The organism is Marinobacter sp. OP 3.4, assembly GCF_036224885.1.
GTDB lineage: Bacteria > Pseudomonadota > Gammaproteobacteria > Pseudomonadales > Oleiphilaceae > Marinobacter.
Genome location: NZ_JAVVLT010000113.1, coordinates 79,723 through 104,102 on the forward strand (window position 1 = coordinate 79,723; position 24,380 = coordinate 104,102).

Here is a 24,380-nt window from a genome sequence, read left to right on the forward strand (position 1 = left end):
GAGCCATTACGGGAACCGGGTAAACTAGGTGATTCACGTTAGAAGCGCCAGTCACCCCCGACCCGATCCTTTAATCCCATGATGTTACTGATTCGCCCGGCCGCCGAAGTGGCCATCAAGAGTAAGCCCGTCCGTCGCCAGCAGATGCGCCAGCTACGCCAGAATATCCGCAAGCTGCTGACGCGGCTTGATGGCGACATCCGGGTGGAAGGCGCCTGGGACCGGATCGATGTGGACGTTCCGGAGGATCGGGGTCTGCTGAGCCCGGTGCTGGACGAGTTGAGCCGCATTCCCGGCATTTCGTCCATCCAGGAGATTTCCGTATACCCCCTGCAGGACCTGGACGATGTCGCCGAGAAGGCCCTGGCAGCCTACCAGCAGCGTCTTGCCGGTCAGACCTTCGCGGTTCGGGCCCGGCGCAGTGGCAAGCACGATTTCACCTCCAGCGAGCTGGAGCGTCAGGTGGGCGGCTACCTGCTGGCCCACACCGATGCCGCCGGTGTGCGGCTCAAGGAGCCGGATGTGGAGGTGCGCATCGACGTGCGCGACGACCGATTCCACATCTCCCACCGTAAGCATGAGGGCATGGGTGGCTACCCCATCGGCAGTGTCGAAACCGTGATGACGCTGATCTCCGGTGGCTACGATTCCTCGGTGGCGGCCTACCTGATGATGCGCCGGGGCCTTCGTAGTCACTTCCTCTTCTTCAACCTGGGCGGGCAGGCCCACGAGGTGGGCGTGAAACAGGTGGTCAGTCACCTCTGGCAGCGTTACGGCTCGTCCCATTCGGTGAAGTTTGTTTCCGTGCCCTTTGAAGGAGTAGTAGCCGAGATCATGCGCTCGGTCAATCACCGGCACTGGGGGGTGGTGCTCAAACGCCAGATGCTGAAGGCGGCGGACCGGGTGGCGGAAGAGCTGCGGGTCGAGGGCCTGGTGATGGGGGACGCGGTGGCCCAGGTGTCCAGCCAGACCCTGACCAACCTGAATGTGGTGGACCGGGCCAGCGACATGATTGTGCTGCGACCCCTGATTGCCATGGACAAGCAGCAGATCATCCGTATCGCCCATGATATCGATACGGAATCCTACGCCCGCAACATGCCCGAGTACTGCGGGGTGATCTCCCAGAAACCCGCCACCCGGGCCAGACTGCATCGGGTTGAGGCGGACGAGGCCCTGATGGACCCGGCGGCCCTGCAACAGGCGGTGGACAACCGCACCGAAACCCCGGTCTCCCGCATGATGATCTCGGAGGTGACTCCCGAGGACGTGGAGCTGGTCAGTACCCCGGCCGTGGACGACGTGATCATCGATGTGCGCCATCCCGATGAGGAGCAGCGCTCGCCCCTGACCCTGACCAATAACCAGGTGATCAACATCCCGTTCTACGAACTCAACCAGCAGGTTGACGACCTGGACCGGGGACGCTGTTACCTGCTCTATTGCGACAAGGGCACCATGAGCCGCATGCACGCCGGCCACCTGAAGGCCGAGGGGCACGACAATATCAAGGTGTATGTGCCGGGCTGATCTGCCGCTAGAATAACCGCTTGCGCCCCGGTCGTCCGGGGCAGTTCTCCCATGCGCGAAAGGACTCCTGCCCATGCTCTACGTTCTCAAGTACGCCGTGTTGCCCCCGTTCCTGAATATCCTGCTGATGGCAGCGGGCATGCTGCTGGTAAGGCGTTTTCCCCGAGTCGGCTGGGCACTGATGATCCTGGGACTGGTCACCCTCTACCTGCTGTCAATACCGCCCGCCCAGTCGGTGCTCAGCATCGGTCTGGAAGACCATCCGGTGCCGACGGTGGAGGAGGCGTCCCGGGCGGATGTCATCGTGGTCCTGGGCGGTGGCCGTGAGACCGATGCGCCCCAGTGGTCCGGGCGGGACGTGGTGGCCGAGGCACCCCTGGCCCGGTTGGCGGAGGCCGCTCGCTGGCACCGTCGTACCGGTCTGCCGCTACTGCTGACCGGTGGCAGAAATGAGGAGCGGGACCTGGAGTCCGAGGCGCAGTTGATGAACCGCATGCTGGACGAGGCCTTCAACATCCAGGCCCGCTGGCTGGAGCACGAGAGCAGCGACACCCGGGAGAACGCCGAGTTCAGCGCCCGTATCCTCAACGCCGGCAACCTGGATACCATCCTGCTGGTGACCCACGCCGCCCACCTGACCCGGGCCATCCCCGAGTTCGAGCGCCTGGGCTTTGAGGTGATCCCCGCGCCCATGGGCTTTATCCATACCGGGGATCACGACGGCATCGAACTGGTACCCCGCACCTACTACCTGCAGCAGAACACCCGTCTGCTCCATGAGCAGATCGGGCGTGTCTACTACTGGCTGACCCTTTAAACCGGAATCTCAGACCCCGCCGATGCCCCGGAAAAACTGCTGCACGTTCTCGCTCAGGGACTCCAGGTCGTAACCGCCTTCCTGCACCACCAGGGTGGGCAGGTGCAACTGGCTGATGTGTTTGCCGAGGCGGCCAAAGCCCTCGGAGGTTACCGATACCTTGGCCTGGGGGTCGTTCTTGTAGATATCAAAGCCCAGGCACAGGACCAGCACGTCTGGATCGTAGAGTTTGATGTCGGTGAGAGCCTGGTCCAGGGTGTCGAAGAAATGCTCCTCGCTGGACCCGTGGGGCATGGGATAGTTGATGTTGTACCCCTCGCCATCGCCTTCACCCCGCTCATTCTGGAAACCGGTGACCACCGGGTAGAAATTGGTGGGGTCACCGTGGATCGAGATGTAGAGGATGTCGCTGCGGTCGTAGAAGATCTCCTGCACGCCCTGGCCGTGGTGCATGTCGGTATCCAGGATCGCCACCCGCGCGAACCGGTCCTGCAGGTGCTGGGCGGCGATGGCGGCATTGTTGAGGTAGCAGAAGCCACCGGCGGCATCACGGCGGGCGTGGTGTCCCGGTGGCCGACAGACGGCATAGGATACCCGGTCGCCGGCCTTGATGGCGTCCGCCGCGCCCAGCGCGGACTGGGCCGACCAGTAGGCCGCCTCCCAGGTTTTCGGACCGATGGGCGAGCTGCCATCGGCCTGGTAGCGGGCCGCCTCCGCGAGAATGCCCTGCAGGTGGTTGGGGGCGCGCACGAAGATATTGGAGATTACCTCCTCGCCCCAGTCCTCCTGCTCCATCCAGCGGCGATGGGCGGATTCCAGGAAGCGCAGGTAGCCCAGGTCATGGATGTCGGAGATGGGGCCGGCCCCCTGGTCCGCGGGCTGGAGCACTTCCACCCCCAGTTCCTTCAGGCCCTCCAGCATCTGACCGGTACGGTCCGCCACCTCCTGGGGCTGGCGCATCTGACCGCGGGTGAAGTACGTCTTGGGAGCGTGCAGGTCCTGTGACGGGTGAAAATACGCTTTCATGTTCCGGTCTCCTGATGAATCAACGTTTTTGACCAGTATAGATGCCTGCCGGCTTCTTGCAGGGGCTGGCCGATTGCCTTTACAGACGTCACAAAGGCAGCCAATATGTCCACAGAACGTCTGAACCCTTCACGGATCGTCAGGGTGGTCAGCGGTTTCACCAGTAGTCTCACTCCCGGACGTTTTCGTCAACACCCCGGACAGCGTCGAACAACAGCGAACAAGCGATAGCAGCTGTCTCTCAAACACTGTCTCTCAAAAAGAGGAGTCACCATGATCGAGTCACCCCTGCTGAAAAACCTGAAAGGCTATATTGGCGGCCAGTGGAAAGCCACCGGCGACAATACCTTTGATGTTTACAACCCGGCGACGGGGCAAGTACTCGCCAGTGTGCCCTCGATGCCGGTGGAGGATGTCAGGGCGGCCATCGAGGCCGGCAAGTCGGCCCTCAAGCTGACCGAACCTTACGCCATCGAGACCCGCCGGCAGTGGCTGGAAGGCATCCGCGATGCCCTCAAGGACAACCGGGAGGAGATCGGCCGTATCCTCTGCCTGGAGCACGGAAAGCCCCTGAACGAGGCCCAGGGCGAGGTGGACTACGCCGCCGGTTTCTTCGACTATTTCTCCAAGACCATCGGCGACCTGAATGCCCATACCCTGGAGGAAAAGCCCCGGGACTGCACCTGGACCATCCACTACCGTCCGGTGGGCGTGGTGGGGCTGATCACCCCGTGGAACTTCCCCATCGGCATGATCGCCAAGAAACTGTCCGCCGCCATGGCCGCCGGCTGCCCGTCGGTGATCAAGCCCGCCAGTGAAACCCCGCTCACCATGATTGCCATGTTCACCGTCATCGACGAGAACGTGGACCTGCCCGAAGGCATGATCAACCTGGTGATGGGCAAGGCCAGCGTGATCGGCAAGGAACTATGCGAAAACCCGGACGTGCCCATGCTCAGCTTCACCGGCTCCACCGAAGTGGGCCGCAAGCTGATCATCGACACCGCCGACCAGGTCAAGAAACTGGCCCTGGAGCTGGGCGGCAACGCGCCGTTCATCGTGTTCGACGACGCCGACCTGGACAAGGCTGCGGACAACCTGATCGCCAACAAATTCCGGGGCGGCGGGCAGACCTGTGTCTGCGCCAACCGCATCTTCGTCCATGAGAAGGTAATGGACACCTTCGCCAGCAAGCTGGCGGACCGGGTCAATAAAATGACCGTGGGCGATGGCATCAACGGCGACGTGGATATCGGCCCGCTGATCAACCGGGCCGGCTTCGACAAGGTCCGCGACCACCTGGCAGATGCCCTGAAGAAAGGCGCCAGCCTGGTGGCGGGCACCCAGCCGGATGACCTGCCGAAGGACAAGCTGTTCTTCCCGCCCACGGTGGTGTCCGGCGTCAAGCGCGATATGGCCTGTTTCCGGGAGGAAACCTTCGGCCCGCTGGTGCCCATGGTGGCCTTCAGCTCCGAGGATGAAGCCATCGAAATGGGCAACGACACCGAGTTCGGCCTGGCGTCCTACGTGTTCACCGCCGACGAGGACCGCGCCCAGCGCGTCGCCGGCGGCCTGCGCTTCGGCCATGTGGGCTGGAACACCGGCACCGGCCCGGCCCCGGAAGCCCCCTTCGGCGGCATGAAAGCCTCCGGCATCGGCCGCGAGGGCGGCACCGAGGGCCTGTTTGAGTTTGTGGAGCCGCAGGCGGTGCCGCGGGGGTTCTGAAAGCAAGGTGCTTCGGGAAAATAGAGGCAGCAGGACCGAATCCGATCCTGCTGCCGAGAAGTGCCCGGAAGGCTCAGGGAGTCAGGCGCGGTTTGTCCGCCTGCGTGCGAAACCCAATCCCAGCAATCCCAGTGCCATCAGAGCCAGGGAAGAAGGTTCTGGCACATTGCTGGTCGGGGGCGGGGGCAGATCAATGGTAACGCTGCTCTGGTTATCGTCGAGCGTCCATTGAGTGAGCGCGATATTGGTTGTGGCAAAGGTATGGGAGCCTGGCTCCAGGCCAGAGACCAACACCGTCAACCAGTCGTTATTCGAAGTGATCGCTGTCAGGGTACCCGGCCCCGAGTCCCAGGAGTAGTACTGCGAATTGATCAATGCTCCTTCCAGCCCTGTTCGGGAATTCACGTCATTCTCGATGCCGGTAAAAGCGTATTCATCGCCGTCGATAAATAACGAGCCATTTGGACCGCCCAGGTTCCCGTGCCAGTGAGCGTCGTAGAACATGACGTCACCATTGCCTAGAACGTCCCATCCGAGCGCTATCGTATGAGCGTTGGCATTTAACGGTAGCACCCAGACCGCCGCTGCCAGCAGCATGCAAGTCAGTTTCTTGTCCATGGTTTCTCGTCCTTTCCAGTTATCGGTATGAAGTCTTGCGACTCCGATGCGAGGTAAAGCATCACCCATACCTGAATGTGTCACTGCGAATGATTTCAGTTGGTTCCATGTGAGTGTTTTTTGATCAGAACAAATCTATGTAAATTTATTCGACATATTTGGGGGGCTTTAACGATGTGAGGCTGACCCTCGCTTTGATACGATTCGCAGTCCTGCTGATGCCATAACCGCATCTGCGCATGGCCCCTGTTATACTTCGGGACCTGTTTAAATAGCCAGTATTGGACTTTATTATGGATGTCTCCCCCATCATCGATCCCCTGAACGACGCCCAGCGTGAAGCGGTCACCGCCCAGAACGACCATCTGCTGGTGCTGGCGGGTGCCGGCAGTGGCAAGACCCGGGTGCTGGTCCATCGCATGGCCTGGCTGATGCAGGTGGATGGGGTGCCGCCCACCGGCATCCTGGCCGTGACCTTCACCAACAAGGCGGCGAAGGAGATGCGCTACCGCATCGAACAGATGATGGACGTTCCGGCCCGGGGCATGTGGTTCGGCACCTTCCATGGCATTGCCCACCGCCTGCTGCGGGCCCACTACCAGGACGCCGGCCTGCCGGAGAACTTCCAGGTGCTGGACAGCGACGACCAGTTGCGCCTGGTCAAGCGGGTAATGCGGGAGCTGCAGATCGACGAGGGCCGCTGGCCGCCCCGCCAGGCCCAGTGGTTCATCAACAGCCACAAGGATGAAGGCCTGCGGGCCGGCCACATCCAGGAGAACCCGGGCGACCACTTCACCAGCACCATGCTGCAGATCTACCGCCAGTACGAAAAACTGTGCCACCAGGGCGGCCTGGTGGATTTCGGTGAGCTGCTGCTGCGATCCCACGAACTCTGGCTGCACCGGCCAGAACTGCTGGCCCATTACCAGCGCCGCTTCCAGCACATCCTGGTGGATGAGTTCCAGGACACCAACACCATCCAGTACGCCTGGCTGCAGATCCTGGCCAGCAACCGGGTGCCGCTGACCGTGGTGGGTGACGACGACCAGTCCATCTATGGATGGCGGGGCGCGAAGATCGAGAACATCCAGCAGTACCAGCGGGACTTCCCCAATTCCCGGCTGGTGCGCCTGGAGCAGAACTACCGTTCCACCCAACTGATCCTCAAGGCCGCCAACGCCGTTATCGCCAACAACCAGGGGCGTCTCGGCAAGGAGCTGTGGACCGATGGCCCCGACGGCGAACCCATCAGCCTGTATGCCGCGTTCAACGAGATGGACGAGGCGAACTACATTGCCGACACCATCAGTGCCTGGGTGGACGAGGGCAACCTGCGCAGCGAGGCGGCCATTCTCTACCGCTCCAACGCCCAGTCCCGGGTGCTGGAGGAATCCCTGATGCGCCAGGGCATTCCCTACCGGGTCTACGGCGGCCTGCGGTTCTATGATCGCCAGGAAATCCGCAATGCCATCGCCTACCTGCGGCTGGTGCACTACCGCCGGGACGATGCCGCCTTCGAACGGGTGGTGAACGTGCCCACCCGGGGCATTGGCGCCAAGAGCCTGGGGGATTTGCGGGCCTACGCCACCGAGCAGGGCATCTCCCTGTGGGAGGCGTCCGAGCGCATGCTGGACGCCGGCGTGGTCAAGGGCAAGGCACGCACCGGCCTGCAACAGTTTATTGACATTATCCAGACCCTGACCGATAAGGTGGACCAGTCGTCCCTGCAGGGCTTGATGAAGGAAACCCTGGAACTCAGCGGCCTCAAGGATTTCCACGCCAACGAGAAGGGTGAGAAGGGCCAGGCCCGGGTGGAGAACCTGGAGGAACTGGTCAATGCCCTGTCGGACTATGAGGTGGAGGACGACGAGGACGCGCTGTCGGAATTCATCGCCCAGGCGGCCCTGGACGCGGGCGAGGCCCAGGCGGACACCCATGAGGACAGCGTGCAGTTGATGACCCTGCACTCCGCCAAGGGCCTGGAGTTCCCGCTGGTGTTCCTGGCCGGTGTCGAGGAAGGGCTGTTCCCCCACAGCATGTCGCTTGAAGAGCCGGGGCGCATGGAGGAGGAACGCCGGCTGGCCTACGTGGGCATCACCCGGGCCATGAAGCGTCTGATCCTCACCTACGCCGAATCACGCCGGCTGTACGGGCAGGAGAAGTTCCACGCCCTGTCCCGCTTTGTGCGTGAGATTCCGGCGGACTGCCTGCAGGAAGTGCGACTACGCAACAGCATCAGCCGCCCGGCGATGGTGTCACGGCCCAACGAGGGGCTGTTCGACAATGCGGGCCCGGCGGAACAGGCCGGGTTCACCCTGGGTCAGCGGGTGCGCCACCCCAAGTTTGGCGAAGGGATCGTGATGAACAGCGAGGGCAGTGGCCACCATACCCGCGTTCAGGTGAACTTCGACGATGGCGCCAAATGGCTGGTGTTGGCCTATGCGCCTTTGGAGGCCTGCTGAGGTTTGGGGGGCGTCCCGGCGAGGGGAGGCCTTTCCTCTGGGAAAAAGAACTCGCTTCGCTCAGACACCTTTTTCCCGGCGGAAAGACCTCCCCACACCGAGACGCATCGGACTTAGGTGTCAGTACTCCCTTTCCGCCACAGGCGGCGGGGTGTACTGGTACACCCAGGTCTCCGTCAGTGGCTGGTCGCCCAGGCGCAGGTACACGCGCATATCAATGGGTTCGGATGAGTCATCCGGCACCAGGTCGAACATGGCCCGGTAGCCATTGATGGCGTCCAGTGGCCGGGCCGACGTGATTTCCACCTTGCCCCGGCTGACCTCGATCACCGGCTCCACCTCGGCATCCTCGCCCATCATGTCCAGCATGCCACCGGCAAAATCGATGGCAAAGCGCCGCGAGAAGTAGGTGCGCTCCTGCCCCACCACACCGCCGATGCCGGTTCGGGTTGCCTGCACCGTCGCCAGGTTGCCATAGGAAACCGGCGGATTCTCTCCCCAGGTCAGCCGGTAGCTGAACAGGTGCTCCCGGCCCGGCTCCAGTGGTTCCTTGGGGTGCCAGAAGGCGACGATGTTGTCCATGGTTTCATCCGCCGTGGAAATCTCCACCAGCATCACCGAGCCTTCACCCCAGCCGCTACTGGGCTCCACCCACAGGCTGGGCCGCTTTTCATAGAACACGCTGTCGTCCTGGTAGTGGTCGAAATCCCGGTCCCGCTGCAGCAGGCCAAAGCCCCGGGGATTGTTGTCCAGGAAGCTGTTTACCCGCAGGTGGCGGGGATTGCGCAGCGGTCGCCAGATCCACTCACCCGCCCCGGTCCACAGGGAAAGGCCGTCGGAATCGTGGATTTCCGGTCGCCAGTCGTTGGCCATGCGGCGGTCGTTCTCGCCCATCTGGTACATGCTGGTGAGCGGGGCAATGCCGACGCGTTCGATGGTGCGGCGAGGATAGAGGACCGCGTCGATGTCCATCACCATGTTCCGCCCCGGGTAGAGGTCGAAGGCGTAGGCACCGGTAACGCTGTCGGATTCCAGCAACGCATAGAGGGTGAGTCGTGAAGACCCTGCCGGCGGCTGCTGGAACCAGAACGCGGTGAAGCGGGGAAACTCCTCGCCGCTGTCCAGGGCCGTATCCACCGCCAGCCCCCGGGCGGACAGGCCGTACTGCATGGATTCGCCCACGGCGCGGAAGTAGCTGGCCCCCAGGAAGGCGGCCAGGTCCCGTTCATGGTCGGTATGGAAGCGGACCCGGAAGCCGGCGTAACCGAGATCATCCGGCAGCCCCTGCAGGGATTGTTCGCCCTGGTAGGTGAAGTTGTCCGGGCTGTAGGGGATCTCCCGGGGCTGGCCGTTCACCAGTTCGTACAGGTGCACGGGTTCCTGGAAATACAGACCCAGGTGGAAGAAACCGATCTCGAAGGGATTGTCCTGGTCATGCCAGAGTGCCTGGTCGGCCTTGAACCGGATCGACTGGTAATCATCCCAGGAGATGTCCTTCAGGGCCTGGGGCACCTGTTCCCTGGCAGGGGCGTGGGGCTGGTCGGCCAGGTGACGGGCATGACCCTTGAGCCAGGCAAAGTCGAACTGCTCGGGCAGCGGAACCTTGCTGGCCGCCGCCGGGCGGGGTGCCAGCAGCGCGGACAGGGGCAGGCCAGATACGCCGGCGGCAGCGGCCAGGTGAAGCAACAGGGAACGTCGATCCATGGGTGACTCCTATGGCAAACGGTGTCCCTATTCTGCCTGTGGTGTCACGCATCAGGGGGTTACGATTCCGAAAGGCGGGCCGGCTGGTCAGATCGAGCCAGTGACAAAGTCCGGCGTAATGCCAGACGCCCGGATGCAGGCGTCCAGGTCCATACCCGCCAGTGAGCCATGGTCGGTGACCAGCAGGCTCGCCATTCCCTTGGCCCTGGCGCCCAGGATATCCGTGTGCAGGGTGTCGCCGACCATCAGTATGCGATGGGCGGGAATGCCGGCCAGGCGCTCAAGGGCGGCGTCAAAGGCCGGGCCGTAAGGCTTGCCGAAGAAGCGCGGGTTGATGCCGGTCTCCTCCCGCAGTCTGTGGGCGAAGAAGCCTGGTTCCAGGGTCAGGCAGTCGCCGCGGGGCGCCACCAGGTCCGGGTTCGCCACCTCCAGCGGTCGCTGGCGACGCTTCAGGCTGTTGGACACTTGCGTGTGCAGGGACTCATCCCAATGCTCACTGCTCAGGAAGATAAACCCGTCGCAGGCATCCAGTGCCTGGTCGGTCACGCCGGGGCGTACCGGCTGCTGTGTGAGAGGGCCCAGTGAGTGGCTGTCCGAATGGGCCGGCGCGATCACGCCCCACACGCCGTGCCTGGGTTCCCGGGCGAGGGAATCTTCCAGCAGCCAGCGGCTGGAGATGATCCTGTCTTCGGTCAGTTCGAACCCCATGGCCCGGTATTTCGCGGTCAGGACCTGCTGGCTGGCAGTGGCGGCGTTGGAAAGCACCAGTATCGGTTTACCGCTGACCTGCAGGCTGGCGAGTCGTTCTACCGCGCCGGGGATAACCGCCATGCCGGTATTCAGCACCCCGAAGGCATCGAACACAAAGGCGTCGAACTCACCGGCCAGCGGCTCCAGTGACGCTATCCACCGGGGAGTACCACGGCTGGCGGACGTGGCCGGGAGCTGATCCCGCAGCCGCTGGTACTGGTCAAAGGCCCAGGCGGGGGTCGGGGTAACGCCGTCAAAGGTGGTGGGATGGCTGTCGGTCATGCCCTCAGATTACCGCCTGACGTACCCGGGCGGATACCCACTCTGAGGCAATGACCGTGACCAGAATCACCACGAAGATCATGGCCACCTGGTTCCAGGCCAGGGTGGCCAACGAAGCGCTGAGCTGTATGCCCAGGCCACCGGCACCCACCAGTCCCAGGATGGTGGACTCGCGGATGTTGATGTCCCAGCGGAACACGCTGATGCCCCAGAACGCCGGTAGTATCTGCGGCACGATGGCATAGTCGATCACCTGGGCACCGCTGGCACCGGTGGCGCGAACGGCCTCAACCTGGGTTGTGTCGATTTCCTCGATCGCCTCGTAAAGCAGTTTGGCCACAAAGCCGATGGACCGCAGCCCGATGGCAATCACCCCTGCCAGCAGGCCCGGCCCGATAATGGCCACCAGCAGCAGGGCCCAGATCAGTGAATTGATGGAGCGGGAGGCGACGATCACCAGCAGGGCCAGGGGGCGCACAAATCGGGTGCTGGGAGTGGTGTTGCTGGCGGCCAGGAAGGCCACGGGGACCGCAATGGCCACGCCGATCAGGGTGCCAAGGGTGGCAATGTTGATGGTGTCCCAGAGGGGCTCCCACAATTCGCCGATGTATCCCCAGGCTGGCGGAAACATGCGCTCGCCAATGTCCGCCGCCTGGTCGGGCGCGTCGCTGACGAACGCCCAGATGGTGTTCTCGGTCATCAACTGCCAGCAGAGCACGGTCAGCGCCACCAGCGAGAACCAGCCCAGCCACCGCAGCAGTGTCTGCTTCGGTGTCCGGTAGTGCCATACCGGTGTGGAGGTGTCGGTCATTGTACCCACCTGCGAATCCAGGAAGACGAATATTCCACCACCAGCACGATGGCGATGATGATGATCAGGATGGCGCCGGCGGAGTCATACTCGTAGCGGTCGATGGCCGTGTTCAGGGTGGCCCCGATACCACCGGCACCGACAATGCCGATCACCGCCGATTCCCGGAAGTTGATATCCAGGCGGTACAGGGACAGCCCCACCAGCCGGGGCATGACCTGGGGCTGCACGGCGTAGTTAACCACCTGCCACCAGCTTGCGCCGGTGGCGCGGATGGCTTCAAGCTGACTGTGGTCGCATTCCTCGATGTCCTCCGCCAGCAGTTTCGACAGGAAACCGATGGTGGCGAACGCCAGGGTCAGGAAGCCCGCAAAAGGCCCGAAGCCGAACATGGCCACCAGCAGGATGGCGATGATCACCTCCTGGAACGAGCGGGACAGGGTGATGATGCTCCGGCAGGCCAGGTAGACCGGCGCCGGTGCCAGGTTGCGGGCGGCACCGATGCCGATGGGCACGGAAATCAGGATGCCGGCCACCGTTGAGGTCACCGTCATGGTCAGGCTCTCCATCAGGCCTTCGCTGATATCCCGCCACCGGGTGACGAAATCCGGCACCAGGAAGCCTTCCACGAATTTCCAGCCACGGTCCAGACCCAGCCACACCCGCTGCCAGTCGATCTCGATACTCTGGACCGCAAGCACCAGGTAGATCAGGGCGCCCAGGTAGATAACCCGTCGCCAGACCGGATGGGTGAGGATGAGTGGCGGTCGCTTCCAGCGTGTCGGGTAGGAGGTGGTCGGCGATTGCATCCGTTACACCCCTTCGGCCAGGTCGACCGACGGTGCCTGGGTATGCTCATTCCCGGTGTCCTCGCCCCGCATCCGGGTCCAGTCCTCATCCCCGTAGATACGGGTCAGCACCTCGTCGGTCAGGGCGTTCGGCGCGCCGTCGAAGACCACTTCACCGGCCCTCAGGCCGATGATCCGGTCGGTGAACTGCTGGGCCAGCATCACGTCGTGGATATTGATGATGGCCGGCAGGTTCCTCTCCCGGCAGGCACTGCCGATCAGGCGCATGATCTGGCGCGAGGTCTTGGGGTCCAGGGACGCGGTGGGCTCGTCCACCAGCAGCAGTTCCGGATCCTGTTCCAGGGCCCGGGCGATGCCAACGCGCTGGCGCTGGCCGCCGGATAGGGCGTCGGCCCGCTTGTTGAAGTGATCGGACAGCCCCACCTGATCCAGCAACGAGAATGCCTGGGCCACGTCCCGTGGCGAGTAGCGGCGCAGGAACGACCGCCAGGCCGGCACGTAACCGAGCCGACCGGACAGTACGTTCTCCATCACCGTCAGGCGCTCCACCAGGGCGTACTCCTGGAAGATCATGCCGATCCGGCGCCGGGCACGTCGCAGTGCACCGCCCCGCAGGGTCGCCAGGTTGGTGTCCGACAGCAGGATCTCCCCGGCGGACGGTTCCACCAGGCGGTTGATGCACCGGATCAGGGTGGACTTGCCCGCACCGGAAGGGCCGATCAGCCCCACCACCTGGCCAGCCGGTACCTCGAAGCTGACCTGGCGGAGGGCGGTATCTCCGGCGGGATAGGTTTTTGAGAGATGACTGAGTGTAAGCACGTGGCCGGTTCACCGCTTATTGGCAGTTGTATTGAACGCCGTTGGCATTGTCGATCTTGCGGATCACTTCCCAGTGTTCCTTGAAGGTAATCGGAATAAACTGGGCCTCACCGGATTTGGAGAATTCCTCTTCCAGTGCGGTGCCTTCCCATTCGAAGGAAAAGAAGGCGTCCTGGATGGCTTCCTGCAACTCCGGTGTCAGGTTGTGGGCGATGCCATAGCCGGTGGTGGGAAAGGTCTGGGACGTATAGATGGTATTGATCTGGTCTTCGCTCACCACGTCGCGGCTCAACATGCGGTTGAGCACCGAGTTGGCGATGGCTGCGGCGGGATAGTCCTGGTTGGCGACGCCCAGGATGGAGTTGTCGTGCTTGCCGGAGAACACCGGTTCGAAGTCCTCGCCGGCGATCATGCCATAGTCGGCTTTCAGGATCGCCGACGGCGCCTTGAAGCCGGAGTTGGAGGTCTGGGAAGTGAACGCCAGCTCACCACCGCGAATGTCCTCGACCTCGTCAATGCCTGAGTCGGGATGGGTGATGATTTCCATCTCGTAGCCGAAAGAGCCATCTTCCGCCGCCATCATGGTAAAGGGACGAAAGCCCGCGCAGGCTACCGCCAGCGGGTTGGAACCGGTGTTGAAGCCGGCAATATGCAGGCGACCGGCGCGCATGGCTTCGATCTGGGCGGCGTTGGACTGTACCGGGAAAAACTGGACTTGCTTGCCGGTGGCGTCAGCCAGGTGGTCCAGGAATTCGGACCAGACTTCCCGGTAGACCGCCGGGTCTTCAACCGGGGTGTAGGCAAAGATGAGGGTGGAGGGATCCACCTGCTGGTCGGCATCGGCGGGGATGTCGGCCACCAGGTCGCCGTCCTGGTCCTGATAGCGGCTGTCGAGGGTGAACTCGGCGTGGCCGGCCAGGGGCAGCATCAGGGGAAGGCAGGCCAGTAACGTCAGCGGCTTCATGGTCATCGTCGGACTCCTTGTTGTCTGGGAATAGGTTCACTCCCGGACAGTAAGGCAATCCGATGATGCTTTTATGACAGCAAGGTGCAGACGCGACACATCGATGGCAGGACGAGCTTCCTTCGATATAAAGGAACGGCGGCGCGCCACGCCACGGGAGGCTTCAGCGGGCCTGTTCCGGAACCTCGCGAATGCGGCCATGCTCATCAATGGCCACATACACAAACAGGCCTTCGGTTACCTTGCGGGCCCCCTTGTTGTTGCGGTCCCGGGTCCACACTTCCACATTGATCTTCATGGAGCTGCGACCGATGTCCACCAGCTCGCAGTAGCAGCCCACCTGGGCGCCGATGCGCAGGGGCGAGAGGAATTCCATGCGGTCCATGGCGACGGTGGCGTTGCGGCCCTGGGAGATGCGTCCGGCGAGGGTGCCGGCGGCGGTGTCCATCTGCTGCACCAGCCAGCCGGCGTAGACGTCACCGTTGGCATTGGTGTCGGCGGGCAGGGGCACTATCTGGATCACCAGTTCCCCACGGGGAGTGGGCCTGTCGTCGTCGAAGTCAGTCATTGAGCGCTACCTTGTTTTTCTTGGATTGGGGCCGTCGGGTAAGCCCTATATTCATGATCGGGAGGGCCGTCAATTCCGGATTCCCTGATTATTTGCTGAGCATGGTATTCATCACGCCGCTGTATGCAAGTGAAATCGACAGTTAGTTGAAGGCGCCGCAAGTGGAAATTAATCCTGCGTGTGTCACAAAGTTGTCATAGACTGTCCGTAATCTGCCCACCATCGGATAACCCGACAGCGAATAAACCGATGGAGATGCAACGTATGAAACTGAGAGCAGCACTCGCAACCGCAGCACTGGCAGGCTCTGTTGCCGCCGTATCCACGCCGGCCATGGCCCGTGACACGATCAGCATCGTGGGTTCTTCCACCGTTTACCCGTTTGCTACCGTTGTGGCCGAGCGTTTTGGTGCCAACTCCGACTTCCCGACCCCGAAACTGGAATCCACCGGTTCCGGCGGTGGCCTGAAGCTGTTCTGCCAGGGCATCGGCACCCAGCACCCGGACATCACCAACGCCTCCCGTCGCATGAAGCCGTCCGAGTACGACCTGTGCCAGAGCAATGGCGTTGAGGACATCACCGAGTTCCGTATCGGTTCCGACGGTATCGTTATCGCCAGCTCCAGCGAAGCCGAGAACCTGGACATCACCCTGGAGCAGCTGTTCCTGGCCCTGGGCAAGCAGGTTCCGGATCCGGACGATGAGTCCAAACTGATCGATAACCCCTACGAGAACTGGAGCGATGTTGACTCCAGCCTGCCGAACAAGCCGATCATGGTTATGGGCCCGCCCCCGACGTCCGGTACCCGTGACGCCTTCGTCGAGCTGGCCATGCAGGGCGGCTGTGAAGACCTGCCGGCCGTTGCCAACATGAGCGAAGACGACATGGAAGGCGTATGCCACAGCATCCGTGAAGACGGCGCCTTCATCGAAGCCGGCGAGAACGACAACCTGATCGTCCAGAAGCTGATCGACGATACCGACATGTTCGGTGTGTTCGGCTACAGCTTCCTGGAAGAGAACTCGGACCGCCTGCAGGCTGCCCGCCTGAACGGCATGGTGCCGACAGTGGAGAACATCGCCGCTGACGAGTACCCTGTTGCCCGCTCCCTGTTCTTCTACGTGAAGAAGGCTCACATCGGCGTGGTTCCGGGTATTACCGAGTATACCGAGGAATTCACCAGCGCCGGCGCCATGGGCCCGAACGGCTACCTGAAGGCCGTTGGCCTGATCGTGCCTCCCCGTGATGCGCTGATGGATCTGCAGGACAAGGCGGCAGAGATGCCGAACCTGAGCAAGGACGAGTTGATGTAAGGTCCGGTCTCAACCGGATGACACCGAGGGTGCGGGTCCAACAGGGCCCGCACCCTTTGGCGTATGTGAGGCGGTCAGTCTGGTAACGGAAGAAAACTTCTTCTGGAGCCACTGGTCCTGAAGTTTCTGAAGACGGACAATTGCATGCAAGCGGCCAATCTTTTCCTACTCACGCTGGTCATGGCGCTGGTGGCGTACGGGCTCGGGTACGCCCGCTCGCGATCGCTGGCCATGCCCCTGGGTGGTATTCGCCACCTGAAATCCCTGCCGTTCTACTATGGTGCCCGGGCGGCGCTGTGGTGCGGTATTCCGGCGTTGATCGTACTGGCGCTATGGGCGGCGTTCCAGGGAAAGGTCATCCAGTTACTGGTGGTGGGCTCCCTGCCGCCGGACATGATCCCGGATTCCGATGGTGCCGCCAGCCTGCTGCTGAGCAAGATCAGCAATGTGGCCAGCGGAGCGTTGCCGGCTGATTTCGTCGAGCCGCCGGTGGCGGAGGCCGCCGAACGCCTGGCTACGCTACGGGAGCTGAGTCGCTGGTACATGACGTCGCTGGTTGTGGCGGTGGCCGTGCTGGCCGGTTTCCTGGGCTGGGTGCGTATCCGGCCACGGCTGAATGCCCGCGTTCAGGTAGAGACCACCCTGAAGTGGATCTTCTTTTCCTGCGCGGCCCTGGCCATCCTCACCACCCTGGGCATTATTTTCTCGGTGTTCTTCGAGACGGTTCGTTTCTTCGGCAAGATTTCGTTCTTTGAGTTCTTCTTCGGTACCAGCTGGAGTCCGCAGACCGCCCTGCGCGCGGACCAGGTGGCGGCAGAAGGCTCCTTTGGCATGATCCCGCTGTTTACCGGCACCCTGCTGATCTCGGCGATTGCCATGGTGGTGGCGGTGCCGGTCGGGCTGCTGTCGGCGATCTACCTGTCTGAATACGCCAACAAGAAGGTACGGGGCGTCGTCAAACCCCTGCTGGAAATGCTGGCCGGCATCCCTACCGTGGTCTATGGCTTCTTTGCCGCCCTGACCGTGGCGCCGTTTATCAGCAACTTTGCCGCTTCCCTGGGCATTGATGCCTCATCCCAGAGCGCCCTGGCGGCCGGTGGTGTCATGGGCATCATGATCATTCCCTTTGTGTCGTCGCTCTCCGACGACGTCATCAACGCGGTGCCCCAGACGCTCCGCGACGGCTCACTGGCCCTGGGGGCCACCCAGTCGGAAACCATGAAGAAGGTGATCTTTCCCGCGGCCCTGCCGGGCATCATGGGGGGCATACTGCTGGCGGTGTCCCGTGCCATTGGCGAGACCATGATCGTGGTCATGGCGGCGGGCCTGGCGGCCAACCTGACGGCCAATCCGCTGGAAACGGTCACCACCGTCACTGTGCAGATCGTGACCCTGCTGACCGGAGACCAGGAGTTCGACAGCGCCAAGACCCTGGCGGCCTTCGCCCTGGGTGCCATGCTCTTCCTGGCCACCCTGATCCTCAACGTGTTCGCCCTTCACATCGTACGCAAATATCGGGAACAGTATGAATGATCAACAGTCACAGGCGGCCATTGTCCGCCAGTCGCTGAAGCGCCGCTACCGCAAGGAGCGCCGTTTCCGGGCCTATGGCATCGTGGCCATTGCCATCGCGTTGACGGCGCTGGTGGTGCTTTTCACCGATATTATCGGCAAGGGGCACACGGCCTTCGTCAAGACCACCATCACCATGGAAGTGGATGTCGATGGTGAGATGATGTATCTCGATGACGCCAGCGACGAACGCCAGATGAAGAACGCGGATTTCGTCGAACCGCTGATCCAGGCGTTGATGAAACAGATTCCCGGCGCCACGGAATCCGACCGCAGCGCGGTGCGCGGGCTGATCAACCCCTATGCCTCGAACCAGTTGCGGGATGCCCTGGAGAAAAACCCGGACCTGCTGGGTACCACCCAGACCATGACGTTCCTGTCCCATACCAATGTGGACGTCTACGTCAAGCACGCTGGCGATGATCAGTACTCCATAAAACTCACCGAGCAACAGCGGCGGTGGGTGGATCAACTGGTGGAGCAGGGCGTGGTGCAGAACTCGTTCAACGACGTCCTGTTCAGTCGGGGTGATTCCCGGGATCCGTCCCGGGCCGGCATCCTCGGTGCCATCGTGGGCTCCCTGCTGACCATGGTTGTGACCCTGTTACTGTCGTTTCCCATCGGGGTGGCGGCGGCCATCTATCTTGAGGAGTTTGCGCCCCAGAACAAGCTGACCGATTTCATCGAGGTGAATATCAACAATCTGGCGGCGGTGCCATCCATCATCTTCGGTCTGTTGGGCCTGGCGGTCTTCATCAATCTGTTCGGCATGCCCCGGTCGGTGCCGTTGGTGGGTGGTCTGGTGCTGACCCTGATGACCCTGCCCACCATCATTATTTCCAGCCGGGCGGCGATCAAGAGTGTACCGCCGTCCATTCGCGAGGCCGCCGAAGGCATGGGGGCCTCCAAGATGCAGGTGGTGCTGCACCATGTGCTGCCCCTGGCGCTGCCGGGCATGCTTACCGGTTCCATTATCGGCATGGCCCAGGCCCTGGGCGAGACCGCGCCGCTGCTGCTGATTGGCATGGTGGCGTTTATCGTGGATGTACCCGAGGGTTTCCTGGACTCCGCCACGGTATTGCCGGTGCAGGTGTTCCTGTGGGCGGGCAGTCCGGAGCTGGCCTTTATCGAGCGGGCGTCGGCGGCCATTATGGTGCTGCTGGCCTTCCTGATCAGTATGAACGCATTGGCGATCTGGATGCGCAAGCGTCTTGAGCGCCGGTGGTAAGGAGAATGGCGATGAACACCTTGAATACGACAGTAGATAAAGAGGCAAGCATGCCGGAGGAAACTGCTATCCCGATTCCGGAAGAAAAACCGGCGGAAACCCTAATCGAAGAGGGCAAGACGGTTGGCTCGCCATTCGCGGACGACCCCAAGTTCAAGCTTCGCAATGTGGAGGTGCTCTACGGTGACACCCCGGCGATCAAGAAAATCAGCCTGGACATCGCCCGCAATGAGGTTATCGCCTTTATCGGTCCGTCCGGCTGCGGCAAGTCCACCTTCCTGCGCTGCCTCAACCGGATGAACGACAGTATCGATATCTGCCGTGTGAAGGGAGAATTGATGCTGGACGACGACAATATCTACGACCCCAAACGGGACGTGGTGGAGTTGCGGGCCCGGGTGGGCATGGTGTTCCAGAAGCCGAACCCGTTCCCCAAATCCATCTATGAGAACGTGGCCTACGGCCCCCGTATCCACGGCCTGGCCAACCGCAAGTCGGACCTGGATGACATCGTGGAAAACAGCCTGCGCAAGGCAGGGCTGTGGAACGAGGTGAAGGACCGGCTGGATGCCACCGCCACCGGCATGTCCGGCGGCCAGCAGCAGCGGCTCTGTATTGCCCGGGCCATCGCCGTCAGCCCCGAGGTGATCCTGATGGATGAGCCCTGTTCTGCGCTGGACCCCATCGCCACGGCGAAGGTGGAAGAGCTGATTGCGGAAATGTCCGAAAGCTACACCATCGTTATCGTGACCCACTCCATGCAGCAGGCGGCCCGAGTGTCCCATCGCACCGCCTATTTCCATCTGGGTCACCTGGTGGAGGTCAACGAAACCAACAAGGTCTTTACCGCGCCCGAACACGAACTCACCGAGTCCTACATCACCGGTCGTTTCGGCTAAACAGGTTGCGATTCCGAGGAGCAGAGAATGCCCACTAAAAAAGATGATATGTATGGGGATCATATTTCCCATCAGTTCAACGAAGATCTGTCCAACCTGAAGAATGACTTTCTCAAGATGGGTGGTCTGGTTGAACAGCAGACCATTGATGCGGTCAATGCGCTGATTGATGGTGATGGCCACTCCGCCGATGAGATCCGCGCGCGGGACAAGCTGGTGGATAAGATGGAAAAGGATCTGGACGAGGAAGCCACCCGGCTGATCGCCCGGCGCCAGCCCGCTGCCCGGGACCTGCGGCTGGTCATCGCCGTGGTCAAGATGGTATCCGATCTGGAGCGGGTCGGTGATGAAGCCAAGAAAATTGCCAAATTCGCCCTGACGCTATCCCAGGAAGGCCATGCGCCGCGGGGATACGTGGAAGTCCGGCATATCAGCACCCACGTTACCAGCATGCTCCACGATGCCCTGGATGCCTTCTCCCGTCTGGATTCGCAGCAGGCCCTGAAGGTCATGCGGGAAGACAAGCGGGTGGATGAGGAATACCAGGCGGCCACCCGGACGCTGCTGACCTTCATGATGGAAGATTCCCGCAATATTTCGCGCTGCATGGCCGTCATGTGGGTGTTGCGTGCCCTGGAAAGGGTGGGGGATCACGCCTGCAACCTGGCGGAGAATGTGATCTACATGGTGGAGGGCGAGGACGTACGCCATACGCCGGTGGAAGAGGCCGCCAAAATCGTTGGGCCGTAACACTGGCCCCATTACCTACCCCATGGTTGGTAATGGGGCTTCAGGTGCCCATTGCTCAGTGAAACTGGAGAATCCCGCACTGGTCATGGGCGCCAATATGACGTAAAGTTCATGTTACGCGTTTGCCTGATTCCAGGCTGGACGCCGGTTGCCCGGGTGCAATGATGTGCCTGCAGTGGGCCCCGCAATGATTGGCGGAAAGGACTCTGGAAATCCGACTCAGGGAAATGAGTGATCGTGGCTCTTTCTGAATATTCCCTTCGTTCCCGATTCCCGGATGGCTCACGGCTTATCCACGGATCTGTCTATTGGCAAGATACTTCACGTTTGCCGGTTACAAGCGTAAACATGGACAGATATCCGGGTATTCAGCCAGTCCGCAGGCAGCCCAATCGATAGCGGATCACGGAGGATCACCCCATGCCTGAACTGAAGTCACTGCTGCCCTTCCTCGGTCTGGCCCTGGTGGCCTGTACCACCACCAAGAATCCGGCCACCCTGAGCCCGGAACACCCGATCCCCGTGCCTGAAACGGAGCAGGGCGCTCCCGATGACTGGGCCCAGGCCCAGCTCGCCTGGGAATGGGAGTATCCCGCCCCGCTGGTGCACGCCTACGAGGACGATCGGGAAGCCGGCAACTGCCTGGAACTGATGGCCCTGACCACCCGGGGCTACGAGGCCCGCAACCTGTTCGAACAGCCCTTCCTGCAGGCCCGCACCGCCCTCTGCCAGGCAGTGAGGGCATCGGCCAGCCTGACCGGTTTTGATCGCAGTTTCCTGGAGCCGTCGCTGCTGGACCGGGAGTTGCCCATGGCGGCACCGGCGGAGTTCGCCCTGGCCATTTCCGGCGACACCCGGCAACGGGTCCGGGCCATGGAAACCTGGGCCGGGGTGGAAACGCCGGCGGGGTTCGAGCCGGTCAGCAACTATGAAGCGGTATACCGGGGCCAGGACGGTTCGGTACAGCGCCTGCGGGTGCTGGCCCGGGGGGACTACAACGGGGACGGGCTGGAGGATGCCATCGTCTACCTCACGGACGGGGTCGATGGTGGCAGTTACTCCCATGCCCGTTATCTGATCGTGACCCGACTGGCACAGGATGCGCCCCTGTCGCTGCTGTCACCGGTAAAGGAGGATCAGGACGCCATCAGCAACAGTAGCACCAGTTCCGACAGCACCACGCTGGCACCCAGCGCATCCCCGGTATAGCCGCCCAGTTGCGATCGCAGGTAGCGCCCCCACAACAGGGCCACGCCCAGGGTGGCCAGCAGGCACCACAGCAACAGGTGGCTGTGCCAGAGGCTGGCCACCACACCCAGCACCGTGGTGAAGGCGGCGGCCAGTGCCAGGCGCCGGCGGGAGAAACCGTCCGCCACCGGCTTGCTCTTGCTCTGGTCGGACTGGGTCACATAGGGCAGGTAGCCCATCAACAACAGGGGGGTCAGGCGTGACACCGCCGGTGCCAGCAACAGTGCCATCGGGATATGGCGGCTTTCCAGCAGCAATGCCGCCTTCAACCCCAGGGCCATCACCAGTGCCACCGTGCCGTAGGTGCCGATACGGCTGTCCTTCATGATGGCCAGACGTTTTTCCACCGTATAGCCACCGCCCAGGGCATCGATGCTGTCCGCCAGTCCGTCCTCGTGGAAGGCCCCGGTGAGCCACAGGTGCAGGACCATCACCAGCAGGATGGACACCATCGGCGGGAACCAGGCGTCCAGCAGACTGAAAGCCGCCGCATAGAGAGCCCCCAGCAACAGGCCCACCAGCGGAAAGTAGAGACTGCTCTGGTTCATCAGGCGCTGCGAGTAGTCGATGCGAACCGGCATGGGAATCCGCGTCAGGAAGCCCACCGCCAGCCAGAAGGCCTGCCATTCCCGGGAGGCTAGAAAAGAGGGTGTCTGCACGTTACATCCGTATCCATCTGAAAAGGCCTATTCTGACGATCCCGGGGTGGATTCGCCAGGGAGTGTCTATCGGCGGCACGTTTCGTGAGTGGCGAAAGTGGTCCACACTTGGTTGGAACATGTGTGAATTAGAATTAATGTACTAAACTAATACATGTTTGGTGGTCCAGACTTTAACGATCCATTTAGCGACTGGACATAGGCTATGGCACTGGAGTCTGCTTCCGGGAAGGATGACAAGCATGTTCCAGATCTGCTGGAAGAACTGGCGTCTGGCGTGCCCGGTGTCCTGTTCAGCTATTGGGTGAGTGCCGACGGTACCCAGCGGCGTTTTCCCTATATCAGCAGCCGTGTCAGTGACCTGTTTGACGTGACGCCCGAGGAACTGGGTCAGGACGGGTTGCTGCTAACGGAGCTGGTACACCCGGACGACGTGGAGGGACTGCGCCCGTCCACCGATGAATCCGCCCGTACCCTCCAACCCTGGCAATACCAGGCCAGGGTTCGCCTCAAGGATGGCAGTTACCAATGGTTCGAGGGCCATTCCCTGCCCAAGCGCCTGGCGGATGGCAGTACCCTCTGGTTCGGCCAGTTCACCAATATCCAGGCCCACAAGGACCTGGAGCTCAGTCTTCGGGCCAGTGAGGCCGAGACGGACTATCAGCTACGTTTTCACCAGTTGCTGGCCAGCCTGTCCTCGGAATTCATGGACTCCGCGATTGGTGATATCGATGCGGAGATCAACCACTTCCTGGCCCGTATCGGTAACTTCTTCCAGCTTGATCGGGCCTATATCTACCAGTTTTCCGATGATCTGACCCACATGACCAATACTCACGAATGGTGCCGCGATGGGGTGACCGCCCTCAAGGACAGCCAGCAGGATGTGGACATCACCGGGTTTCACTGGTGGCAACAGCAGATCCGGGACGTGCTGGGTCGGAACCAGGTGGTGTTCGTGGAGGATGTCAGCCGGCTACCAGAGACTGCCGTCGAGGAGCGGGCCCTGCTGGAGGAGGAGGAGGTGGCCGCCATGTTCTGCGCTCCGCTGCAGGTCCGGGGTGTGGTGGAGGGGTTCTTCGGCATGGATTCCCTCACCGTCCGCCACTGGCGCGGGGACCTGGACGACCTGCTGGTACTGGTGGCCAACATGCTGGCCCAGGCCGTGGAGCGGTTCCGCCTGGAGCAGGAACTCCTGGATCAGTCCATCCTCGACCCGCTGACGGGGATACACAATCGCCGCTACCTTGAGCCACGGATTGAAGAGATGCTGGCCCATTACCAGCGCACCGGGGAGGGGCTGGCCCTGGCCATGCTGGACATTGACCATTTCAAGCAGGTGAATGACAACCACGGTCACCTGGCCGGTGACCGGGTGCTGCGACATTTTGCCGGTCTCCTCCAGGGCCAGCGTCGTGGCACGGATGTGGCGGCCCGGTATGGCGGCGAGGAATTTGTTATCGCCCTGGCGGATGTTACGCCGGACCAGGCCTGCCGCGCCCTGCAACGGATACTGGAGCTGGTCCGGGAACAGCCGGTCTGCTTCGAGGGGGAGGCGGTTCCGGTGTCGGTCAGCGCCGGCCTGGTCCATGTGACGGACCTGCCCTGGGAGACCCTGAGCAGTGACGCACTGATCACCGAGGCGGATCGTCGCCTGTACAAGGCCAAGGGGTCCGGGCGGGACTGCCTGGTGGACGCGTCCGGCCCCATCCGTTCCTAGGAACATCGACTTCCTTATATATTGCCTTTTGGTATATGCTTAGAACGTATTCGCGTTTCCTGGGATGCCATTTTGTCTGGCGCGATCCCTGACGCTACCCACTAA

22 protein-coding genes are annotated in these 24,380 nt (G+C 62.1%); 11 read left to right on the top strand and 11 right to left on the bottom strand.

Translation table 11 applies throughout. The features are described 5' to 3' along the window. Positions 1-78: 78 nt before the first annotated feature. Both thiI and RO069_RS19335 read left to right on the top strand, forming a co-directional pair. On the top strand, positions 79-1,530 hold the full coding sequence (gene thiI, locus RO069_RS19330; RefSeq protein ID WP_328189697.1) for a tRNA uracil 4-sulfurtransferase ThiI: 1,452 nt from the start codon (positions 79-81) through the stop codon (positions 1,528-1,530). 73 nt (positions 1,531-1,603) lie between these two features. Next, positions 1,604-2,347 (top strand): YdcF family protein, encoded by a 744-nt coding sequence (locus RO069_RS19335; protein ID WP_328189698.1) that lies wholly within the window; start codon positions 1,604-1,606, stop codon positions 2,345-2,347. 9 nt (positions 2,348-2,356) lie between these two features. Here the strand turns inward: RO069_RS19335 and RO069_RS19340 are convergent, their stop codons facing one another. After that, positions 2,357-3,373 (bottom strand): histone deacetylase family protein, encoded by a 1,017-nt coding sequence (locus RO069_RS19340; protein WP_328189699.1) that lies wholly within the window; start codon positions 3,371-3,373, stop codon positions 2,357-2,359. Then, positions 3,370-3,534: a hypothetical protein gene (locus RO069_RS19345; protein ID WP_328189700.1), complete on the bottom strand. Its 165-nt coding sequence runs from the start codon at positions 3,532-3,534 to the stop codon at positions 3,370-3,372. Before RO069_RS19345 ends, RO069_RS19340 begins: the two co-directional genes overlap by 4 nt. Positions 3,535-3,646: 112 nt before the next feature. Between RO069_RS19345 and RO069_RS19350 the strand changes: the two genes are divergently transcribed. Next, entirely contained in the window at positions 3,647-5,098 is a 1,452-nt protein-coding gene (locus RO069_RS19350) for an NAD-dependent succinate-semialdehyde dehydrogenase (RefSeq protein ID WP_328189701.1), read from the top strand. Between the two features lie 81 nt (positions 5,099-5,179). Here the strand turns inward: RO069_RS19350 and RO069_RS19355 are convergent, their stop codons facing one another. Continuing rightward, positions 5,180-5,716, bottom strand: coding sequence for a PEP-CTERM sorting domain-containing protein (locus RO069_RS19355; RefSeq protein ID WP_328189702.1), 537 nt, complete (start codon positions 5,714-5,716; stop codon positions 5,180-5,182). A 293-nt stretch (positions 5,717-6,009) separates the two neighbouring features. Here RO069_RS19355 and uvrD point away from each other — a divergent pair, with 293 nt between their 5' ends. Continuing rightward, on the top strand, positions 6,010-8,178 hold the full coding sequence (gene uvrD, locus RO069_RS19360; protein ID WP_328189703.1) for a DNA helicase II: 2,169 nt from the start codon (positions 6,010-6,012) through the stop codon (positions 8,176-8,178). 120 nt (positions 8,179-8,298) lie between these two features. Here the strand turns inward: uvrD and RO069_RS19365 are convergent, their stop codons facing one another. From RO069_RS19365 to RO069_RS19395, 7 genes are all read right to left on the bottom strand, one after another. Further along, positions 8,299-9,882, bottom strand: a complete 1,584-nt coding sequence (locus tag RO069_RS19365; RefSeq protein ID WP_328189704.1) for a glucan biosynthesis protein — start codon at positions 9,880-9,882, stop codon at positions 8,299-8,301. 87 nt (positions 9,883-9,969) lie between these two features. Next, positions 9,970-10,914, bottom strand: coding sequence for an HAD-IIA family hydrolase (locus RO069_RS19370; protein ID WP_328189705.1), 945 nt, complete (start codon positions 10,912-10,914; stop codon positions 9,970-9,972). 4 nt (positions 10,915-10,918) lie between these two features. After that, positions 10,919-11,725 (bottom strand): phosphonate ABC transporter, permease protein PhnE, encoded by an 807-nt coding sequence (gene phnE, locus RO069_RS19375; RefSeq protein ID WP_328189706.1) that lies wholly within the window; start codon positions 11,723-11,725, stop codon positions 10,919-10,921. Continuing rightward, positions 11,722-12,534, bottom strand: a complete 813-nt coding sequence (gene phnE, locus RO069_RS19380; RefSeq protein WP_328189707.1) for a phosphonate ABC transporter, permease protein PhnE — start codon at positions 12,532-12,534, stop codon at positions 11,722-11,724. The genes phnE (RO069_RS19375) and phnE (RO069_RS19380) overlap by 4 nt, the downstream gene beginning before the upstream one ends. A gap of 3 nt (positions 12,535-12,537) precedes the next feature. Continuing rightward, complete coding sequence (phnC, locus tag RO069_RS19385; RefSeq protein ID WP_328189708.1) at positions 12,538-13,353, bottom strand: phosphonate ABC transporter ATP-binding protein; 816 nt, start codon at positions 13,351-13,353, stop codon at positions 12,538-12,540. A gap of 16 nt (positions 13,354-13,369) precedes the next feature. After that, complete coding sequence (gene phnD / locus RO069_RS19390) at positions 13,370-14,323, bottom strand: phosphate/phosphite/phosphonate ABC transporter substrate-binding protein (protein ID WP_328189709.1); 954 nt, start codon at positions 14,321-14,323, stop codon at positions 13,370-13,372. 157 nt (positions 14,324-14,480) lie between these two features. Continuing rightward, complete coding sequence (locus RO069_RS19395) at positions 14,481-14,885, bottom strand: acyl-CoA thioesterase (RefSeq protein ID WP_328189710.1); 405 nt, start codon at positions 14,883-14,885, stop codon at positions 14,481-14,483. Positions 14,886-15,149: 264 nt separating this feature from the next. On the opposite strand from RO069_RS19395, the gene RO069_RS19400 reads away from it, so the two are divergent. The 6 genes from RO069_RS19400 (at position 15,150) to RO069_RS19425 (ending at position 21,857) form a co-directional block, all read left to right on the top strand. Beyond that, complete coding sequence (locus RO069_RS19400) at positions 15,150-16,199, top strand: substrate-binding domain-containing protein (RefSeq protein ID WP_328189711.1); 1,050 nt, start codon at positions 15,150-15,152, stop codon at positions 16,197-16,199. Between the two features lie 144 nt (positions 16,200-16,343). Beyond that, the gene (pstC, locus tag RO069_RS19405; RefSeq protein WP_328189712.1) at positions 16,344-17,732 is read left to right on the top strand and encodes a phosphate ABC transporter permease subunit PstC; all 1,389 of its coding nucleotides are present in this window, start codon (positions 16,344-16,346) and stop codon (positions 17,730-17,732) included. After that, complete coding sequence (gene pstA / locus RO069_RS19410; RefSeq protein ID WP_328189713.1) at positions 17,725-18,999, top strand: phosphate ABC transporter permease PstA; 1,275 nt, start codon at positions 17,725-17,727, stop codon at positions 18,997-18,999. The genes pstC and pstA overlap by 8 nt, the downstream gene beginning before the upstream one ends. Before the next feature lie 11 nt (positions 19,000-19,010). Next, positions 19,011-19,898: a phosphate ABC transporter ATP-binding protein PstB gene (gene pstB, locus RO069_RS19415; RefSeq protein ID WP_328189714.1), complete on the top strand. Its 888-nt coding sequence runs from the start codon at positions 19,011-19,013 to the stop codon at positions 19,896-19,898. A 27-nt stretch (positions 19,899-19,925) separates the two neighbouring features. Continuing rightward, positions 19,926-20,648 carry a phosphate signaling complex protein PhoU gene (phoU, locus tag RO069_RS19420; protein ID WP_328189715.1) on the top strand — a complete coding sequence of 241 codons (723 nt, stop codon included), beginning with the start codon at positions 19,926-19,928 and terminating at the stop codon, positions 20,646-20,648. 420 nt (positions 20,649-21,068) lie between these two features. Continuing rightward, positions 21,069-21,857, top strand: coding sequence for a hypothetical protein (locus RO069_RS19425; protein ID WP_328189716.1), 789 nt, complete (start codon positions 21,069-21,071; stop codon positions 21,855-21,857). On the opposite strand, the gene cobS is transcribed toward RO069_RS19425, so the two are convergent. Then, positions 21,785-22,555 carry an adenosylcobinamide-GDP ribazoletransferase gene (cobS, locus tag RO069_RS19430; protein ID WP_328189717.1) on the bottom strand — a complete coding sequence of 257 codons (771 nt, stop codon included), beginning with the start codon at positions 22,553-22,555 and terminating at the stop codon, positions 21,785-21,787. The genes RO069_RS19425 and cobS overlap by 73 nt on opposite strands. Before the next feature lie 205 nt (positions 22,556-22,760). On the opposite strand from cobS, the gene RO069_RS19435 reads away from it, so the two are divergent. Beyond that, positions 22,761-24,275, top strand: a complete 1,515-nt coding sequence (locus RO069_RS19435) for a sensor domain-containing diguanylate cyclase (protein ID WP_328189718.1) — start codon at positions 22,761-22,763, stop codon at positions 24,273-24,275. Positions 24,276-24,380: the final 105 nt, after the last annotated feature.

What these genes read in the sequence shown, in the direction of transcription:
- thiI (WP_328189697.1), top strand. Translation starts at nt 79, where the DNA reads ATGATGTTACTGATTCGCCCGGCCGCCGAAGTGGCCATCAAGAGTAAG.
- RO069_RS19335 (WP_328189698.1), top strand. Translation starts at nt 1,604, where the DNA reads ATGCTCTACGTTCTCAAGTACGCCGTGTTGCCCCCGTTCCTGAATATC.
- RO069_RS19340 (WP_328189699.1), bottom strand. Translation starts at nt 3,373, where the DNA reads ATGAAAGCGTATTTTCACCCGTCACAGGACCTGCACGCTCCCAAGACG.
- RO069_RS19350 (WP_328189701.1), top strand. Translation starts at nt 3,647, where the DNA reads ATGATCGAGTCACCCCTGCTGAAAAACCTGAAAGGCTATATTGGCGGC.
- RO069_RS19355 (WP_328189702.1), bottom strand. Translation starts at nt 5,716, where the DNA reads ATGGACAAGAAACTGACTTGCATGCTGCTGGCAGCGGCGGTCTGGGTG.
- uvrD (WP_328189703.1), top strand. Translation starts at nt 6,010, where the DNA reads ATGGATGTCTCCCCCATCATCGATCCCCTGAACGACGCCCAGCGTGAA.
- RO069_RS19365 (WP_328189704.1), bottom strand. Translation starts at nt 9,882, where the DNA reads ATGGATCGACGTTCCCTGTTGCTTCACCTGGCCGCTGCCGCCGGCGTA.
- RO069_RS19370 (WP_328189705.1), bottom strand. Translation starts at nt 10,914, where the DNA reads ATGACCGACAGCCATCCCACCACCTTTGACGGCGTTACCCCGACCCCC.
- phnE (WP_328189706.1), bottom strand. Translation starts at nt 11,725, where the DNA reads ATGACCGACACCTCCACACCGGTATGGCACTACCGGACACCGAAGCAG.
- phnE (WP_328189707.1), bottom strand. Translation starts at nt 12,534, where the DNA reads ATGCAATCGCCGACCACCTCCTACCCGACACGCTGGAAGCGACCGCCA.
- phnD (WP_328189709.1), bottom strand. Translation starts at nt 14,323, where the DNA reads ATGACCATGAAGCCGCTGACGTTACTGGCCTGCCTTCCCCTGATGCTG.
- RO069_RS19395 (WP_328189710.1), bottom strand. Translation starts at nt 14,885, where the DNA reads ATGACTGACTTCGACGACGACAGGCCCACTCCCCGTGGGGAACTGGTG.
- RO069_RS19400 (WP_328189711.1), top strand. Translation starts at nt 15,150, where the DNA reads ATGAAACTGAGAGCAGCACTCGCAACCGCAGCACTGGCAGGCTCTGTT.
- pstC (WP_328189712.1), top strand. Translation starts at nt 16,344, where the DNA reads ATGCAAGCGGCCAATCTTTTCCTACTCACGCTGGTCATGGCGCTGGTG.
- pstA (WP_328189713.1), top strand. Translation starts at nt 17,725, where the DNA reads ATGAATGATCAACAGTCACAGGCGGCCATTGTCCGCCAGTCGCTGAAG.
- pstB (WP_328189714.1), top strand. Translation starts at nt 19,011, where the DNA reads ATGAACACCTTGAATACGACAGTAGATAAAGAGGCAAGCATGCCGGAG.
- phoU (WP_328189715.1), top strand. Translation starts at nt 19,926, where the DNA reads ATGCCCACTAAAAAAGATGATATGTATGGGGATCATATTTCCCATCAG.
- RO069_RS19425 (WP_328189716.1), top strand. Translation starts at nt 21,069, where the DNA reads ATGCCTGAACTGAAGTCACTGCTGCCCTTCCTCGGTCTGGCCCTGGTG.
- RO069_RS19435 (WP_328189718.1), top strand. Translation starts at nt 22,761, where the DNA reads ATGGCACTGGAGTCTGCTTCCGGGAAGGATGACAAGCATGTTCCAGAT.